18 protein-coding genes are annotated in these 17,548 nt (G+C 43.8%); 8 read left to right on the forward strand and 10 right to left on the reverse strand.

What is annotated here, in order from left to right:
- The first annotated feature begins 89 nt into the window (after positions 1-89).
- The 3 genes from U2P91_RS04520 to trmB all read left to right on the forward strand — a co-directional run bounded on the left by U2P91_RS04520 (position 90) and on the right by trmB (position 3,592).
- Positions 90-1,016, forward strand: coding sequence for an SPL family radical SAM protein (locus U2P91_RS04520; protein WP_322519136.1), 927 nt, complete (start codon positions 90-92; stop codon positions 1,014-1,016).
- Between the two features lie 298 nt (positions 1,017-1,314).
- Positions 1,315-2,793 carry a ribosomal protection-like ABC-F family protein gene (gene abc-f, locus U2P91_RS04525; RefSeq protein WP_322519238.1) on the forward strand — a complete coding sequence of 493 codons (1,479 nt, stop codon included), beginning with the start codon at positions 1,315-1,317 and terminating at the stop codon, positions 2,791-2,793.
- Positions 2,794-2,938: 145 nt separating this feature from the next.
- Positions 2,939-3,592 carry a tRNA (guanosine(46)-N7)-methyltransferase TrmB gene (gene trmB, locus U2P91_RS04530; RefSeq protein WP_322519137.1) on the forward strand — a complete coding sequence of 218 codons (654 nt, stop codon included), beginning with the start codon at positions 2,939-2,941 and terminating at the stop codon, positions 3,590-3,592.
- Between the two features lie 68 nt (positions 3,593-3,660).
- Here trmB and tsaA read toward each other — a convergent pair whose 3' ends face one another.
- Positions 3,661-4,137, reverse strand: coding sequence for a tRNA (N6-threonylcarbamoyladenosine(37)-N6)-methyltransferase TrmO (gene tsaA / locus U2P91_RS04535; RefSeq protein ID WP_322519138.1), 477 nt, complete (start codon positions 4,135-4,137; stop codon positions 3,661-3,663).
- Positions 4,138-4,438: 301 nt separating this feature from the next.
- On the opposite strand from tsaA, the gene U2P91_RS04540 reads away from it, so the two are divergent.
- Positions 4,439-4,780 (forward strand): DUF3784 domain-containing protein, encoded by a 342-nt coding sequence (locus tag U2P91_RS04540; protein WP_322519139.1) that lies wholly within the window; start codon positions 4,439-4,441, stop codon positions 4,778-4,780.
- A 215-nt stretch (positions 4,781-4,995) separates the two neighbouring features.
- On the opposite strand, the gene U2P91_RS04545 is transcribed toward U2P91_RS04540, so the two are convergent.
- On the reverse strand, positions 4,996-5,304 hold the full coding sequence (locus U2P91_RS04545) for a pyridoxamine 5'-phosphate oxidase family protein (RefSeq protein WP_111888301.1): 309 nt from the start codon (positions 5,302-5,304) through the stop codon (positions 4,996-4,998).
- 138 nt (positions 5,305-5,442) lie between these two features.
- Between U2P91_RS04545 and U2P91_RS04550 the strand changes: the two genes are divergently transcribed.
- Entirely contained in the window at positions 5,443-5,805 is a 363-nt protein-coding gene (locus tag U2P91_RS04550) for a winged helix-turn-helix transcriptional regulator (protein ID WP_111888302.1), read from the forward strand.
- Positions 5,806-5,826: 21 nt separating this feature from the next.
- Here U2P91_RS04550 and U2P91_RS04555 read toward each other — a convergent pair whose 3' ends face one another.
- Genes U2P91_RS04555 through U2P91_RS04565 form a run of 3 tightly spaced genes read right to left on the reverse strand, consistent with a single transcriptional unit; the run spans position 5,827 to position 7,744 of the window.
- Positions 5,827-6,651 carry a MerR family transcriptional regulator gene (locus U2P91_RS04555; RefSeq protein WP_111888303.1) on the reverse strand — a complete coding sequence of 275 codons (825 nt, stop codon included), beginning with the start codon at positions 6,649-6,651 and terminating at the stop codon, positions 5,827-5,829.
- Positions 6,652-6,689: 38 nt separating this feature from the next.
- On the reverse strand, positions 6,690-7,025 hold the full coding sequence (locus U2P91_RS04560; protein WP_322519140.1) for a branched-chain amino acid transporter permease: 336 nt from the start codon (positions 7,023-7,025) through the stop codon (positions 6,690-6,692).
- Positions 7,022-7,744 carry an AzlC family ABC transporter permease gene (locus U2P91_RS04565; RefSeq protein ID WP_322519239.1) on the reverse strand — a complete coding sequence of 241 codons (723 nt, stop codon included), beginning with the start codon at positions 7,742-7,744 and terminating at the stop codon, positions 7,022-7,024. Before U2P91_RS04565 ends, U2P91_RS04560 begins: the two co-directional genes overlap by 4 nt.
- 202 nt (positions 7,745-7,946) lie before the next feature.
- Between U2P91_RS04565 and U2P91_RS04570 the strand changes: the two genes are divergently transcribed.
- The 3 genes from U2P91_RS04570 to U2P91_RS04580 are packed head-to-tail and all read left to right on the forward strand — an operon-like array spanning position 7,947 to position 12,603.
- Positions 7,947-8,468 (forward strand): MarR family winged helix-turn-helix transcriptional regulator, encoded by a 522-nt coding sequence (locus U2P91_RS04570; RefSeq protein ID WP_322519141.1) that lies wholly within the window; start codon positions 7,947-7,949, stop codon positions 8,466-8,468.
- Positions 8,465-10,699 (forward strand): ABC transporter ATP-binding protein, encoded by a 2,235-nt coding sequence (locus U2P91_RS04575; RefSeq protein ID WP_322519142.1) that lies wholly within the window; start codon positions 8,465-8,467, stop codon positions 10,697-10,699. Before U2P91_RS04570 ends, U2P91_RS04575 begins: the two co-directional genes overlap by 4 nt.
- A complete protein-coding gene (locus U2P91_RS04580; protein WP_414151113.1) occupies positions 10,696-12,603 on the forward strand; it encodes an ABC transporter ATP-binding protein in 1,908 nt (635 codons plus the stop codon). The genes U2P91_RS04575 and U2P91_RS04580 overlap by 4 nt, the downstream gene beginning before the upstream one ends.
- A gap of 83 nt (positions 12,604-12,686) precedes the next feature.
- Here the strand turns inward: U2P91_RS04580 and U2P91_RS04585 are convergent, their stop codons facing one another.
- The 5 genes from U2P91_RS04585 to U2P91_RS04605 are packed head-to-tail and all read right to left on the reverse strand — an operon-like array spanning position 12,687 to position 17,427.
- Positions 12,687-14,000: a HAMP domain-containing sensor histidine kinase gene (locus U2P91_RS04585; RefSeq protein WP_322519143.1), complete on the reverse strand. Its 1,314-nt coding sequence runs from the start codon at positions 13,998-14,000 to the stop codon at positions 12,687-12,689.
- An 11-nt stretch (positions 14,001-14,011) separates the two neighbouring features.
- Positions 14,012-14,680, reverse strand: a complete 669-nt coding sequence (locus U2P91_RS04590; protein ID WP_322519144.1) for a response regulator transcription factor — start codon at positions 14,678-14,680, stop codon at positions 14,012-14,014.
- 21 nt (positions 14,681-14,701) lie between these two features.
- Entirely contained in the window at positions 14,702-15,874 is a 1,173-nt protein-coding gene (locus tag U2P91_RS04595) for an ABC transporter permease (RefSeq protein ID WP_322519145.1), read from the reverse strand.
- Positions 15,867-16,556, reverse strand: coding sequence for an ABC transporter ATP-binding protein (locus U2P91_RS04600; RefSeq protein ID WP_322519146.1), 690 nt, complete (start codon positions 16,554-16,556; stop codon positions 15,867-15,869). The genes U2P91_RS04595 and U2P91_RS04600 overlap by 8 nt, the downstream gene beginning before the upstream one ends.
- Entirely contained in the window at positions 16,549-17,427 is an 879-nt protein-coding gene (locus tag U2P91_RS04605) for an efflux RND transporter periplasmic adaptor subunit (RefSeq protein ID WP_322519147.1), read from the reverse strand. The genes U2P91_RS04600 and U2P91_RS04605 overlap by 8 nt, the downstream gene beginning before the upstream one ends.
- Between the last annotated feature and the right edge of the window lie 121 nt (positions 17,428-17,548).

Genomic DNA, 17,548 nt, shown 5'->3' on the forward strand with positions numbered 1-17,548 from the left:
AAATAATTTTACCATAAATTCTTGTGGACACCCTAAACTTTTATGACATATACTTAAGTAATGATTAAAGAAACCCTAAGGAGGTCCACATGCCTGAGTATCACGCGATCACCTGTACGACTGCCCTACACGAATTGAAACGAAAAATTCCCTATGGCTGGGATTTAAATATTTATAAAGGTTGTCGCCATGGCTGCCGTTACTGCTATGCCATGGGAACCCATGGTTTTAGCGGCTATCATGATTTCTCAAGCAATATTTCGGTCAAAACAAATATCATTGAAGTACTCGAAAAACAACTCTCCTCACCAAACTGGAAGCGGGAAATTGTCAATATTGGCGGTGTCACAGACAGCTATCAACCGGCGGAAGCCCAGTACCAGCTGATGCCAGAAATATTAAGGTTACTGATCAAATACAAAACACCGGCAATTATTTCCACCAAGTCGGATCTGGTGCTCCGGGATTATGACCTGATTGACGCACTATCCCGGATAACCTATATCAATGTGGCCGCCACAGTGACCACTCTTGACGAATCCATTCGAAAAAAAATCGAGCCCGGCGCCGTGTCTGGCCAGGCCCGCTTTGAGATGCTTAAAGCTTTCAGAAAAACAAATGCCTCCGTCGGTCACCATCTGATGCCGATTATTCCGACCCTGACTGATGATTCCGAAACCCTGACGGCCTTGTTTGCTGCCGGAAAGGAGGCCGGTATCGATTATGTGCTGCCCGGCGCCCTTTATTTGCGCGGTGCCACCCGACCGGCATTTTTTGATTTTATTAAAACCACCTATCCGGAAAAGTATGACACCCTTTGGCGCCTGTACAAAAAAGGCGGCGCTCCCAAAGAATATAAGGACGAGCTCTACGGCAGGCTCAATCCCCTGCGCCAGGCCTTTGGCCTGTCCAACAGCTACAGCAAGCCGATTAAAGAAAAGCTGAAGGTCTATCCCCCGGCAGAAGAACAGGTTTCGTTTTTAAATCCTGTATTAAATACTAATCATACAATTTGAGATTGAATTCTTTTTAAAAAAATGTTAGACTATAATAAAAATACGAAAAGGAGTTAAGAGGATGCGTAATTTATCTTGCTAAGAAACAATTGGAAAGTGCTTTCAATCCAGAGGATAAACCTCTTGTTTTGGTGCGCTTAAGCAAGAAAATTACGAAAAAAGCACTGCCTCTTTAGCACCATCAACTCCTTTAGTAAGGATTTTTTGTGTTGTCCATCATTGAGCCGCAGGATCGTTTTCTTGCGGTTTTTTACTTGTCAAAGCCTCTATTATCGGGCTTGGCAGCGGAGGTACAATGATGTCACAAATTTCCATATCACACTTAAGCTTTAACTACGAAAACAGCTACGAAAATATTTTTGAAGATGTTTCTTTTACCATTGACACGAACTGGAAGCTGGGTTTTATCGGCCGAAATGGCCGGGGTAAAACAACCTTTTTAACACTTCTGATGGGTCTTTATGACTACAGCGGTGTGATCACCAAAACGGTCGATTTTGAGTATTTTCCCTTTGAAATCCAGAACCCTTCCTTGCTTACCAGTACAATTGTCGATGCCATTTATGATGACTATGAAATCTGGGAACTGCAGCGGGAACTATCGTTGCTTAGTCTGGAGCCTGAATTGCTTAATCGACCCTTTGAAACCCTGAGCCGGGGTGAACAAACCAAGGTATTACTGGCGGCCTTATTTTTAAAACCTCATCAATTTCTCTTAATTGATGAACCTACCAATCATCTGGATCTGGAAGGCCGTCAAATCGTCAGTGCATATTTGAATAAAAAGCAGGGTTTTATTCTGGTTTCCCACGACCGCGCCTTTCTGGATAACTGTGTGGATCATGTCTTGTCAATTAATAAAATGAACATTGACATCCAGAAAGGCAACTATTCCACCTGGCTCTTTAACAAACAGCGTCAGGATCAGTTTGAATTCAATCAGAATAAGAAACTCAAACAGGAAATTGGTCAATTAAAAACGGCCGCCAAGCAAACCGAAAACTGGTCAAATGCCGTTGAAAAATCCAAAAACGGCCAACGCGTTTCAGGGCTTCGTCCCGACCGTGGCCACATCGGCCATCAGTCGGCTAAAATGATGAAACGATCCAAGTCGCTTAAAAAACGCCAGCATAAAAGTATTGAATCAAAAGAAAAACTGCTTAAGAACATTGACTGGGCCGATACGCTCCAGATCCGACCCCGTGCTTATCAAAAAGACCGACTGATTTCGGCCAATAACCTGTCCCTTTGCTATGGTGATCGGCCAATTTTAAAAGACTTAAGCTTCGAGATCAATCAGGGTGACCGCATTGCCATTATCGGTCCGAACGGCTCGGGGAAATCCAGTCTGCTTAAACTACTGCTGGGTGAACTCATCCCTTTTTCCGGCAATCTAAACCTGGGCAGCCAGCTGCAGCTTTCACATATTCCTCAGGACACTCACTTTCTGACCGGGGATCTCCGTCATTATTCCCGTTGTGAAGAGATTGATGAGAGCCTGTTTAAGACCATCCTGCGAAAGCTGGGATTCAACCGGGAACAATTCGAAAAAGAGATGAAAAGCTTCAGCGAAGGTCAAAAAAAGAAGGTCTGTTTAGCCCGCAGCCTTTGTCAATCGGCCCACTTGTATTTGTGGGACGAACCACTAAATTATATTGATGTGCTTTCCCGGGTACAGATTGAAGAACTTTTGCTTAAGACCCCGCCAACCATGATTTTTGTGGAGCATGACCAGTCCTTTATTGACCATGTGGCGACAAAAATTATTGAGCTATAAATTATTAAATGATACGATCTATGTTTGATTAAAGAATTTTGCAAATTGATACTTGTAATTGTGCCGTGTGCGGGCGATTAATAATCGCCCCTACATTAATTTTAATTCAACTTATATATGATCGATTAACCAAAGGAGTCACACCATGCATCTACGACCCAAACCCTGGGCCCGCCCGGAACTGGAGGCCTGCGGATTTTTTCAGGCTGCCCCCCCGGATCATCGGGGGCAATGGCAACACTTATTTAAAAAAAAGCAGCCCCTTCATATTGAATTGGGCTGCGGAAAAGGTACCTTTATTGCTGCATTGGGCAGCCGCCATCCGGAGATTAACTATCTTGCCATTGATCTGATTGACGCGGTGCTGGGTTTGGCTAAACGCAATATTGAAGCTGCTTATTTAAACGCCCATGCGTCTGTTGATAACGTGCAAATCATGTCCTGGGACATTGAACGTATTGACACCGTCCTCTCCCCAGAGGATGGTGTCGAGCGGATTTACATTAATTTCTGTAATCCCTGGCCGCGCCGCCGCTACCAGAAAAAACGTCTGACGCATAGCAAACAGCTGGAAAAGTATAAGAAACTCTTATCCAAAAACGGGGAAATCCATTTTAAAACCGACAATGATGAACTATTTAATGATTCCATCAAATACTTTGAAGCAGCCGGTTTTACCATCACGACCCTGATCCCCGATCTTCACACCGCCGACTACCCGGACAATATAAAAACCGAGCACGAAAAAATGTTTGCCGAGCAGGGGATTAAGATTAAATTTCTGATTGCCAGTCGGTAACACAAATGACCGGTAACACAATAATTTGCGTAACCGGTCATTTGACTAAATTTTGAAAGGATCAATTTTCAGAAGTTAAACTCCTCGGCCCAATTAAAAGCCCCCGATGTTTCAACACTTTTGGGCCAGTGATCGCACCAGCTCGGTACCTGCGGGTTTTCGACCCGATCCAGACTGGGGGTGTAGGGTTTGATGTCCAGCACCGGTGTTCCATCATTGGCATCAATATAGGCAATCTTGATGATCCCAGTTTGATTGTCAAGATCCAATACCGAAACCGCGGTTAATGCCAGCGGATTGGGCCGGAGCGGAGAGCGGGTGGCAAAGACTCCCATCACCTCCGGAGCCTGTTTATAGGGCTGGGGTGATGAAAGCACCCCGCGGGCTTCTTGATTGTCAAATTCGCTAAACCACCATAATACATTGATGTGGGAAAATCCGTCCAATCCTGCCAATCCTTGACGATATCTTTCGTCCAGTTCGATAAACATCTCTGTTCCTTCAACATGAATTGTTCCAATCGGTTTTAAATGATCGTTTTCCATGCGCTTACCTCCATAATTCTATTGTTAATTAAGTAATTGCGATCCCATGAGCTTCGTAACTACCTATTTATTATTCTAGACCCTACCACGGTGTGAGAGTCAATAGGTCTTATGCTTTAATTTAAAAACAAACATTCGGCCAAGCGATAATGACTATTTTGATCGCGTGTTTAATTAAAATCTCACGAATCTATTTCCGACCAACCGGTTCCATTGACATCATCAACCGCTTCCTTTATAATTTAATTAATCTATATTTTAAAAAGTCAGATTGTATTCATTTTTTCTAGGAGGCACTCTTATGACTACGAATAATATATTCGCTATCTCTTGTTTTGTTCTGGCAATCATTTTTGTATTATTGGCATTTATTTTTGCGCTTTTAAAAGAAAAGGCGGCGATTTTAATTAGTGGCTTCAACACCTTACCCAAAGAACTGCGACACTCCTATGACACCCAACGAATGAGCAAAGATATGCGGAATCAATTCGCCTTATGGGCGCTCATTTTATTCGCAGGTGCTTTACTCTCACATTTCATCAGTTTCTATTTTGCTCTCGCTTCTTTAACCCTTTGGCTGTTTCTATTTTTTAAAGACGTTCATTTTGATGTCGATAAAGCATTTAATCGTTATCTGAAATAACCTTTTGTTCACGGTCCCCTTTTATCGACCACTTATATTTTTCCCAGTTCAATGCGGGTAAAAATAAGCGCCAGCTTTTAGGCCTTATCATTAATCATTTTTATCTTTAAAAAATTATGTTAAGATATCCGTAAGTAAATAAAAACCACTGATTACAAAGACTTTTATCTCTTTCATAATCAGCGGTTTTTATTTAATCTTATATCCTAATTGATTTAAATAAGTGCTTCTGCCTTTGTTGCCGTAAATATAAATTTTCCATCAGAAACTCTTGCGCTGCCGGTAAAACGGCAACCTTTGGCACCACCCTCAACTTTTTGAGCGGCCAACAGCATCGCGCAATCATTTTTCTTAAGATTTTCCGAAGTCACCTTCATTGCATAGACTCCGACCGAAACATGGTCACCTTCAACTTCGCCGCTACCAACAATAATGGGGTGTGGGCTGCCATCGGGACACATTGTCACAATTGTCAGAAACGCCGAGTTTTCGATAACACTTTTCATTTCTTCATTAATAACCATTTTAAATTCCTCCAAAGTTTAGTATAGCAATTGACTCCGCAATTACTACCTGATACAATTATAGTACTCCAACTAAAGCTTGTAAACTACGCAAAAAAATATGATCACATACGAAAATAGAAAGGAGCTAAGAAAAAAATGACTACCTCTGAAAATAAAACTTCCTTATGTTCCGGAAACATCTGCCCGTGCCAAGAAAAATGTCCCCTTTCAGCTGCCCTTGAAATCATTGGTGGCAAATGGAAGATTCCCATCCTCTGTGCATTATATAACGATGGGCCCACCCGTTATAATGCGTTACGAAAAAAAATTAAGGGCATAACCAACACCATGCTCGCTTCCTCATTGAAGGAACTCGAAGCGGATGGTCTGATCCTCCGCACGCAATATAACGAAATGCCCTTAAGAGTCGAGTATGAATTAACCAGAAACACGAATCGTCTTATTCCGATTCTGGGCAGCCTTTCTGTATGGGGCAAGGAAATAAAAACTGATTTATAAACAAAAAACTGCCCCCATGTTTTAATTTACTTTTTCCAGTTCAATCTGAATTTCGGTCAGATAGTGAGCCGGATTTTCTTCATTCCAGGGGCCCCGATGACAGATTTGCCGGTTTTTTCCCTTCATTCTATAACCGGCATGTCCAGTCAGCCAATAAGCCAGCGAGCGAAAAGCCCCGGAGATATTTTCATAGGGGCCATAAACCATCGTGCAGGCCATCATCGCCACCGCTTCTGTATTTCGAAAGCACAGCGGTTCGTCCACAGCCACAGCTTTTGTAACCACCATACAGACCTCCACATCCACATCGGCTTCCTTAAACTCATTGTCATGGTAAACAGCAAAGCACTGCTCAGTTACTGGTAGCTCAATTTTTCTTTCGTTTGTTAATTCGGCTAGTTCTTTCCAAAGTAATCCCTCACAAAAATAATTTGCGATCACCCGTCGCAGTGAAATAACCGGGTATGAAGGAATCTGCTTAATGATAAAGTTATAATGAATACCGATTTCATCTTTCTTAATGCTGTCCAACGCCGTTTTTATTCTGCTTAGCTTTTCCTGTTCTTGTTCCAGTAATTGCTGTACTTCGATTTGTTTGCTTTTTAATTGATCCGCCATAAAATCACCGCTCCAATTTTTTAGCGCCGCCCCAATCTCTGCAACGGTATAGCCAACATCGCGCAAGAAGATAATTTTTTGCAGCCGCGGAATTTGCTCCACCGAATACAGACGATAGCCCGTAAAAGGGTCCGTCTGAGCCGGTTTCAGCAAGTTATTTTCATCATAATAGCGGAGCATCCGAATCGATACCTGGGTCAATTTTGAAAACTCACCGATTTTAAACATCACGACCTCTTTTCATCTGTCTCTCCCTTTATTTCCGACTAGATAAATACCATTTGGATCAGTACCATATAAACCAGAGTTCCGCCACCAATGCTCAGCAGGTTATTGCGCTTCCAGACGTGAAGCAATGCCACAATTCCTACTGCAAGATACTCGGGAAATCCGTGCGGCGGCACCATTAAGCTGACCCCCTTTAAACAATAAACCACCAGAATGGCAATAACCGCTGGCGGTAGCAGATCACCAAGGGTTTTAACCAGAGCCGGTACTTCCTTTCCGCCACCAAAAAGGGCAAAAGGCAGAAAACGGGTCATAAAGGTACAGGCCGCCACCACCAACACGACCAGTAAGGGTGTTGTTATTTCCGGACTCATTGAACCACCTCCTTGTTCTCTCCTTGTTTTATACTGTTTCTAAAAACGAGCAGCAAACATACGGCGGCAATCAACGCCGGTAGAATAAATGCATTGGCACCAAATACAAAAAGCGAGACGATCCCACAAAACATCCCCACCAGAGCAGGCAAATGCGATTGATAGCTATACCACTGCTCAATAAAGATAACCACAAACAGGGCTGTCATCGCAAAATCGATGCCGGTGGTATCAAAACCGATGAAACTGCCAATGATCGCACCAAGAGTGCAGCCGACAATCCAGTAGCTTTGATCCAGGGCCGCTACGGTAAAAAACACCTGTTTCTGATTGAGTTCTTTGGGTATATTCATACCGCACAGTAGCGAATAGGTCTCGTCAGTTAGTGAAAAAATCATATACCAGCCATATCTTCCCATCGCCTTAAATTTTTCAATGAAGGATAACCCATAAAAGATATGACGACTCTGTACCGACAGGGTCAGGACAATCAATGACAGTAGCCCCATGCCGCCACCCAGTAGTCCAATCAAAACAAATTGCATCGAACCGGCATAAATAATCAGACTGATAAAAAATGCCCAGATAAAATTGTAACCCGCTTTTTCCAGCAGAATGCCAAAGGCCATCCCCATGAAAAGATAACCAAAAAGAACGGGCAGGGTTTGAATAAACGCATATTTTAAAGTCTCTCTAAATGCTTCTTTTTTCTTGGTCATACTCAATTTTCTGCTCCTTATACTTAATTTTCCTTAAGTTACCAAAATATTATAGCATAAATCTTTATGTTAATGCGTTTCAAAATTCTTTTGCCTTGCATAATTTCAATCTTCGTTTATAATAGATTTACTTAAGTAAATTAACTATTATGTTATTTAACTGTTACTTTAATTAATCATTAATCTACGAAAGGAGTACGCATTGAATACAACTGGACACGAACTGTTTCACGCTTTTCACCGCATAAAAAAGTCAAGTATGGGTCGCATTCATAAATGTCTGATGAAAGACCTTAAACCCCATGAATTTTTTATGTTAAAAACCCTTAAAACAATGTATGACGAGGAGCAAAAAGACGCTCAGTTAAACAATCTCACGTTGGCTCCCGGCGTGAAAATTTCTCAGCTCAGCCGAGAAACCGCAATTTCGATGCCCGGCGTTTCACAAACGATTTCAACTTTGGAAAAGCTTGGCTATGTAGAACGGATTGCCTCAAGTAAGGATCGCCGCCTGGTTTACGTTAAGCTTACCGATACCGGCCGCCAACTTGAAGACGATGTTTCAAAGTCATGCTTCCAAATCTATGATGAAGCAGCAACCACGCTAGGTGAAGAAGATACCCAGTCCCTTGTTCTTTTACTCGACAAATTAGCGGTCGCCTTTGATCAGATCGATCAGCAACAAGGCGGCTTGAAAGAAAATGCAGAAAGGAAAACAACATGATCAAGCTTTCACGCTATTTAAAACCCTATCTCGGGGTCCTTTTCATTACCCTGGCACTGCTTTTTGTGCAAGCGATATCCGACCTGAACCTGCCAAACTTCATGTCGGATATTGTCAATGTGGGCATCCAGCAAAACGGGATTGAACACGCAACGCCGGAAGCCATCAGTGAAGATGGCTATGCCTTAATGACGACCTTTATGACCACTGCAGAAAAGCAGACGGTGTCAGATAGCTACCTGCTGATGAGCCCGGATGACGCTACTAATCCAGACTATGGTGCCACCGTCGAGAAATTCCCGACACTGAAAACCCAAAGTATTTATGTCCTTACAAATCCCAATGCGGAAACTTTCAAAACGCTGGATCCCATCTTTGGAACAGCCACCTGGACATTTATCAATGCCATGCGTTCAATGGATACCAGCGCCGCCGATGCCAGCGCCGCCGAAAGCGCGACCGATCTGGATTTAGACCAGCTTTATCAGGCCTTGCCGATGCTCACACAATTGCCCCCGGACACCTTTGACAAAGCCCGCGAACAGGCTGCCCAAACTCCTGAATCGATGCAAATTCAAACCGCTGTCCAATTCACCACCCAATTCTATAACGAACTTGGAGTTGATGTCGGTGCCATTCAAACTTTCTATATTTTAAAAATTGGCGCGATGATGCTACTGCTTTCTTTGATCAGCATTTTAGCCGCCATTGCGGTGGGCTTTTTTTCAGCCCGAATTGCGGCTGGGGTTTCCCAAAGTCTCCGCCGGGATGTCTTCAAGAAGGTCCAGTGTTTTTCTAATACCGAGTTTGATAAGTTCTCGACAGCATCACTGATCACCCGAAACACCAATGATATCACCCAAATCCAGACCATTCTGATTATGGGCATTCGAATTCTCTGCTATTCACCAATTCTGGCCATTGGCGGGATTATTATGGCCCTACGCCGAACCACCTCCATGGGTTGGATTATCGTTGTGGCGGTTTTAGCGATTATGATTATTATTGGTGTCGTATTTACCATTGCCATGCCTCGCTTTAAACTAATCCAGAAACTGGTGGATAAACTAAACCTCGTCACCCGGGAGAGCCTGACCGGCTTGATGGTGGTGCGGGCTTTTGGCAATCAGAACTTTGAAGAAAATCGTTTTGATTCGGTAAATAAGGAAACGACCGCTAATAATCTTTTTGTAAACCGAGCGATGGTCTTTATGATGCCAACCATGATGTTTATCATGAATGGCGTCACTCTGCTAGTGGTTTGGGTCGGTGCTCATCAAATCGCCGATTCAGCCATGCAGGTTGGTGATATGATGGCCTTTATGCAATATACCATGCAGATTATTTTCTCCTTCCTGATGATGTCGATGATGTTTATTATGATTCCCCGGGCTGCCGTTTCCGGCGATCGTATTCAGGAAGTACTGGCCGTTAAACCGAGTATTGTCGATCCCGCCGAACCAAAAAAACTACCAATGAACGAGCAAACCACCCTGGTCTTTGACCATGTCTCCTTCCGCTATGAAGGAGCTGAGGAAGATGTCCTTCATGATATCAACTTTGTGGCCAATCCGGGCGAAACAACCGCCTTTATTGGTTCCACCGGTTCAGGTAAATCAACCCTGATTAACCTGATTCCCCGATTTTTCGATGTCACCTCGGGTACTGTTAAAATCGATGACATCGACATCCGCGAGGTCACCCAACACGATCTGCGCGAAAAAATTGGTTACATTCCCCAAAAAGGGGTGTTATTTTCCGGCACTGTGGCCTCCAATCTTAAATATGGCGATCAACTTGCCAACGAAGAAGATTTAGCTATTGCTACTCAGGTTGCTCAGGCTACCGAGTTTATTAAAAGCAGTCCCGACGGCTTTGAGCGGGAAATCGCCCAAGGCGGCAGCAATGTCTCTGGCGGACAAAAACAGCGACTATCGATTGCCCGGGCGCTGGTACGAAAACCGGATATCTATATTTTTGACGACAGCTTTTCCGCGCTGGACTACAAAACCGATATTACTCTGCGACGGGCTTTAAAAGAATACACCGGTAACAGTACCGTACTCATTGTCGCCCAACGAATTAACACCATTATGCATGCCGAGAAAATCATCGTTCTGGATCACGGCCGGGTGGTTGGCAAAGGAACCCACAATGAACTATTAAAAACCTGTACCACCTATCAGGAAATTGCATCCTCACAATTATCAGAGGAGGAACTAAACATATGAGCGATCAAAAAAATATTAAAACACCAAAACGTGGCAACATGGGCGGTGGCGGAATGGGTCGGGGTCCAGGAGGTCCCGCCGGCATGATACCCGGTGAGAAGCCCAAAGATTTCAAGGGCAGCCTTAAAAAACTGACCCGCTACCTATCCGCCTATAAAATCAGTCTCTTCTTTGTGCTGATCTTTGCGATTGCTTCCACCATCTTTATGATTGTCGGCCCCAAAATACTGGGAAACGCCACCACGGCCATCTTTGAAGGTGTCATGAATCTGATTGCCGATAATGGCAAAGGCATTGATTTTAACTATATTAGTCAGATCATGCTGTTGCTCCTTGGTCTCTACATCATCGCTGCGATTTTTTCTTATATCCAAGGCTTTATTATGACCGGGATTTCGATGAAGGTAACTTATGAGCTCAGACGAAATATTTTTGCCAAAATCAATCGACTACCGTTTAAATATTTTGACAAAACCAGTTATGGTGAGGTGCTTTCCTTCCTGACCAATGATATTGAAACGGTCAATCAGACCTTAAATCAGAGCATCACCCAAATTATCACCTCCGTGGCAACCCTGTTGGGTATTCTGATTATGATGTTCTCCATCAGTTGGCAAATGACCATTGTAGCACTTTTAATTGTGCCAATCTCATTTGTCATTGTCGTGAATCTTGTTAAAAAGTCCCAACCCCATTTCAGCGAACAGCAAACCTATCTGGGTCATATCAATGGTCACGTGGAGGAAATGTTCAGCGGGCATAACGTGGTTAAAGCATTTAACGGTGAAGAATCTTCTTTCGAAACCTTTGACCACTATAACACCACCCTTTACAGCTCGGCCTGGAAATCGCAGTTCATTTCTGGACTGATGATGCCGATGATGACCTTTATCGGGAACCTCGGCTATGTGGCGGTTTGTATTCTAGGCGGTTATCTGGCCGTTAATGGCCGCTTAAGTGTTGGCGACATTCAGGCCTTTATCCAATATGTCCGTCAGTTTACCCAACCGATTATGCAGATTGCCAATATTTCTAATATTCTGCAGCAAACCACTGCCGCTGCCGAACGGGTCTTCACCTTTTTGGAAGAAGAAGAAGAAGTTTCCGAAAGCACCACCGCTTTTGATCTCTCAAAAGTATCTGGTCGTGTCGATTTTGACCACGTAAACTTTGGTTATAACCCCGATAAAACCGTTATTAAAGACTTTTCCGCTCATATCAAAGAAGGCCAGAAGATTGCCATTGTTGGTCCCACCGGAGCCGGTAAGACCACCATCGTTAAGCTGTTGATGCGTTTTTATGACGTGAAATCCGGTGCCATTCTCGTGGATGGCCATAATATTATGGACTTTAGCCGCGGCGATCTTCGCAGCCTCTTTGGGATGGTGCTCCAGGATACCTGGCTTTACAATGCCAGCATCCGCGACAATATCAAGTATGGCCGTCTGGATGCCACTGATGCTGAGGTAGAAGCTGCAGCCGTAGCCGCTCAGGTCGACTATTTTGTGCATACCCTGCCGGATGGTTATAACATGTTCTTAAATGAAGAAGCCAGTAATGTGTCGCAGGGACAAAAGCAACTCTTAACCATTGCCCGGGCCATTTTGGCTGATCCTAAAATCCTGATTCTGGATGAAGCCACCAGCTCGGTGGATACCCGTACCGAGGTGCTGATTCAGAAAGCCATGGATAACCTGATGGAAGGGCGAACCAGCTTTGTCATCGCCCACCGCTTGTCCACCATTAAAAATGCCGACCTCATTCTGGTTATGAATGAAGGCGACATTGTCGAACAGGGTAACCATGAAGATCTGCTGGCCAAGGATGGTTTTTATGCTAAACTTTACAACTCTCAGTTTGAAAAAGCTGAGGAATTAGAAAACGAATTGGCCCAGGATCTGTAAACTATTTAAGTTTCCTACTCTGTTAAGTAATTAAAGGGAGCAGCTCTGATCGTTACGAACGATCAGAGCTGCTCCCTGCTTTTTTATTTTGGCAACCTAACACAAAAAGTACTACCCGCTCCTAAAGTGCTTTCCACCGCAATGGTTCCACCATGAAGACTGACAATGCGCTGGGAAATAGTGAGCCCCAGCCCGGTACCGGGAGTACTGCGGGATTGATCCGCTTTATAAAAGCGATCGAAGATTTTTTCCTGATCTTCTGTTGTGATGCCCTTCCCGGTATCGACGATTTTAACGATCACTTCTTTAGCTGTTGCCTTTAGATCAATCCTGATTTCACCATTTTCCGGAGTATGATGAATGGCATTGGTCAACAGATTAATAATAACCTGAGCCATTAACTCCTGATCGCCCTTGTAGATCATTTCATCCAACTGGATATCCAGATCGATATTTTTGGCTTCCCACTTTTCCTGCAGCAGCAGCACCACCCGCCGGATCGATTCATCCAGCGAAAAAGCTTCTTTCTTCAGTCCCAGAACGCCATTTTCCAGTTCCGAGAGTTTTAACACATTGGCCGACAGCTTCCAGAGCCGGTCACTTTCATCCACAATGATGTCAATGTATTCCTGACGCTGGATTTCCGAAAGTTCCGGATCCTTTAAAAGCTTGCCAAAGCCTTTAATGGAGGCAATCGGGGTTTTAAACTCATGGGATACATTACTGACAAAATCCCGATGAATATAATCGTTTCGGGAAAGCGCTTCGGTCATGATATTAAAATTCTGAGCCAGCACTGCCAGCTCGTCTTTACCCTTTACCTTCAGTCGCAAATCAAAATCACCATCCGCTACTTTTTTAGTGGCTTCTGAAACCGCTTTAATGGGTTTGGCAATCATCGCTACCGCAATGACAATCAGCACCGATCCAATTAACAGGGTTACCAGCATGGAGGTTCGCTGAATATTCACAAAACCGGCGATTTGATTTCGTTCCAGATTCGGTGTACTGACAACGTAGCCATCTGTTAGTTTTCCCATCGCCATCGGCAAGTTCTGGCCTTGGTGTGAGTCCCGGTAGACAATCTCGCCATTTTCAAGTTTTGCACTTTCATCCTCAGACAGGTTCACAGCTACTTCATCCAGGCTGGCATAAATCTGGGACACCACAATGCCCTGGGTATATAAATCAGTGATGGCCTCATCACTCAACTTTTCCTGATTCAGGGTCTGAACAACATGGACCTGGTTAACCAATCCCACCCGAATTTGCTCCATTACATTTCCCACCTGCGACCAGTAAATCACGCCAAAGGTTAAGATCGCTGAGAAAAAAAGCACCCCTAAAAAAGTCACCAGAAATTTTGTATAGATTGAATGAAAAATCTTATTTTTCATATGACTCCTTTTTAAACCCCAATCTTATAGCCTAAGCCTTTGACCGTGATGATCTCAAAATCCTGGTTATTTTCCAATTTTTCCCGCAATCGTTTAATATGAACATCCACGGTGCGGTGATCACTTTCACTGTCATATCCCCAGATTTCGTCCATAATTTGCGCCCGGGTAAAAATGCGATTGGGCGCTGACAACAGTTTAAACAGTAGCATAAACTCTTTTTTTGGCAGGGTGATGGTTTCATCACCAATACTCAACGTCAAGGCTTCATAATCCAGAATCGTTTTTCCCACCACCAGCCGTTGCTCATTGGCTATTTTGGCTCGGCGCAATAAGGCAAAAATCCGGAGGAGCATTTCATCAATGTCCACCGGTTTTACCATATAATCATCGGTACCGGCTTTAAAACCGGTTTTTTTATCATCGATGCTTTCCCTGGCGGTGATCATCAGGGTTGGGAGCTCAAAGCCCCCATCCCTCAGAGTTTTGGTTAAGATATGCCCGTCCATATGGGGCATCATGACGTCAGTGATTAACAGATCGATGTGATTCTTTTCCAGCGCTTCCAGAGCCATAACACCGTCAACCGCTTCATAAACCGAATAGCCTTCTTTTTCCAGGGTATCCCGAAACAGGCGGCGGATGTGGTTGTCATCTTCGCAGATCAAAATACTGAACATTTTTTTCTCCTGTTTTATCTCCTAAATACTTCGTAGGGCGTCAATGGGGTTAAGACGGGAAGCTTTGCGGGCTGGCATAAAACCAAAAACTACACCGATGATGGCAGAAAAGCCAATCGCTAAAATAACGGTCGATGCACTCAGGAAAAAATTGGTTCCAATCAAATAAGCTGCCACCCAGGCCAAAACGACCCCGAGTATAAAGCCAATAACGCCGCCAATCAAACAGAGCACCACCGATTCAATTAAGAATTGGAGCTGAATCTGTTTGGGTTCTGCTCCCAACGCTTTTCGCAAACCGATTTCGCTGGTCCGTTCGGTGACCGAAACCAACATCATGTTCATAATCCCGATACCGCCCACTACCAGTGAGATCGAAGCGATTCCCGCTAACATCAGCGACAGAATATTGGTCATTTCTTCAATGGTCTCCAGGATACTTTGCATGTTGACAATGGAATAACTATCTTCCTCACCATTGAAGGCTTTTGTTAAAACGCCTTCAACCTGCCGGGTGGTGTTATCCGCCAAGGTCTCATCCGCAATGTAGACAGTCAAACTGTTAATATATTTTGCTCCCACAACGCCCATGGCGGTAGTATAGGGAATGATCACCGAATTGTTGGTATCGGCGGAGGCAAAGCTGTCCGATTCCTGCAAAATCCCGATAACATGATAGGTAATGCCGCCGATTTTAATTTCTTCGCCGATGGGATCTTTCCCCACATAAAGTTCAGTGGCGATGTCATTTCCAATTAATGCCACTCGGCTTTCATTTTCGGTATCAATGGTATTGATGATTCGTCCGGATGAAATAACATCTTCGGTGTTCTCAAAATAAACGTCATTCTTACCCTGAAGGCTAATTTCATCCATGGTGTTTCCATCAAATGTCACTGTTGTCTGGCCGGAAATGGTCGGCGCAACTCCTTCAATGTTCGAAAGTTCTGAAATATCGTCGATATCGCTCTGAGTCAGCCCCTGTTTAAGGGGTGTTCCCTGAACCTGGACGGTCACCGTATTGGCGCCCATAGAAGCTACCTGATCGGTGACGGTGCTGGTTGCTCCGGAAACAATGGTGATCAGCGCAATAACTGATCCCACCCCAATAATGATGCCCAGCATGGTCAGAAAAGACCGCATTTTATTGCTGATAATATTCTCTAATGCCATTTTAATACTTTCTTTAAGCATTGTATACCCCCTCACTGAGATTTCCATCGACAATCCGCACAATCCGGCTGCCATTTTTAGCCACATCGACATCGTGGGTGATCATCACGATCGTCTTTCCTTCTTCATTAAGTTCTTTAAAAAGGTTTATTATCTGATGGCCAGTTTGTTGATCCAGCGCTCCGGTTGGTTCATCAGCCAGCAAAATGGTTGGCTCAGTAACCAATGCCCGGGCAATGGCAACCCGCTGCTGCTGACCACCGGATAATTGATTGGGACGGTTTTTCATCTTATCTGCCAGTCCCACCCGTTCTAAGATATGAGCACTTCGCTGCTGTCGTTCTTTTTCGGGCACTCCGGCATAAATAAGTGGCAGCTCCACATTTTTCTGAGCGGATAAGCGTTGCAGCAACTGAAACTGCTGAAAAATAAAGCCGATTTCCCGATTGCGAATATGGGAAAGATCCGCCTCCGGCAGATCTCGGATCAATTCCCCGGACAGATAATAGGTTCCGCTGGTGGGCACATCCAGACAGCCGATAATGTTCATTAAAGTTGATTTCCCCGAACCGGACGGTCCCAGTACCGAAAGAAAATCGCCGCGAGTGATCGAAAGATCAATGCCTTTTAAAACCACCTGCTCCTCTTCACCCATGATATAGGTTTTAACCACATCATTCATTTTTAAAATTTCATCAGACATTCGAGGTCACCGTCGGTTGGGGAGCGGAAAAGGTCGTTGTTTCATAAATAATTTCTGGAATCAACACAATATCTCCCTCATTCAAGCCTTCTGTTATCTCTATTTTTACGCCATCAGTGATTCCTGTTGTCACCATGCGACTCGCAACTTTGCCAGTATCATTTTTTATGTTAACATAGGTTTTGTTATCTCCGGTGAATTGAATTGCGTCAACCGGAACCGTTAAAACATCTTCTTCACTTTCTTCGACAATGATAACTTCAGCATTCATACCAATGCGAATATCCGCATCTCCGGTAAAATTCACCTTTGCTGTAAAATATGCAACGCCCTTTTCATTTGTTGCTTCACGACTAATTTCTGAAACGATTCCGTTAATGCTACGATCGATACTGTCAATGTTAATCTCGGCGGATGTATTCACTTCGATGTCGGATAACTGATTTTCTTCAACTTTTAAATTGATTTGCAAGTTCGAATAATCAACAATTTCCATTATTTTTCCACCAACCGATACGGTATTGTCCTTCTCATAGTAAACCTTTGAAACCTCACCAGCAATTGTTGATCGGATCACTTCTCCTGTTGTTGTGATGTAGAGATCCTTGTTTACCGGAACTTGCTCGCCTTCACTCACGTAAATATCGGCGATTTGCTGTGAACTCGTCGCAATCACTTCTTGCCGGTTCTGGCTTTCAATAACCCCGGTAAATCGATCATCATCGACAATATCTTCACTTTTCACCCGATACTCCGTACTCTGATCTGACTTCTGATTAAAAAAAGTTTGATACCCCCAGACCAGTCCCAACACAATCACCGCACATACGACACCACCAATTATCATCATTTTCCGTTTTTGCTTTACCATTTTTTACCGACCTCCAAATAATATTTTTGATGTCCTAATCATAAGCATTCAATGTGAATCAAAAATGAACCCTTTAATTTTTTAAGTTTTTTCATTTTTGTTGCTTATCTCCGTTTTGGGG

Origin of the sequence: Acetobacterium sp. K1/6, assembly GCF_034438075.1 — a bacterium.
In the GTDB taxonomy this organism is placed as follows: domain Bacteria; phylum Bacillota; class Clostridia; order Eubacteriales; family Eubacteriaceae; genus Acetobacterium; species Acetobacterium carbinolicum.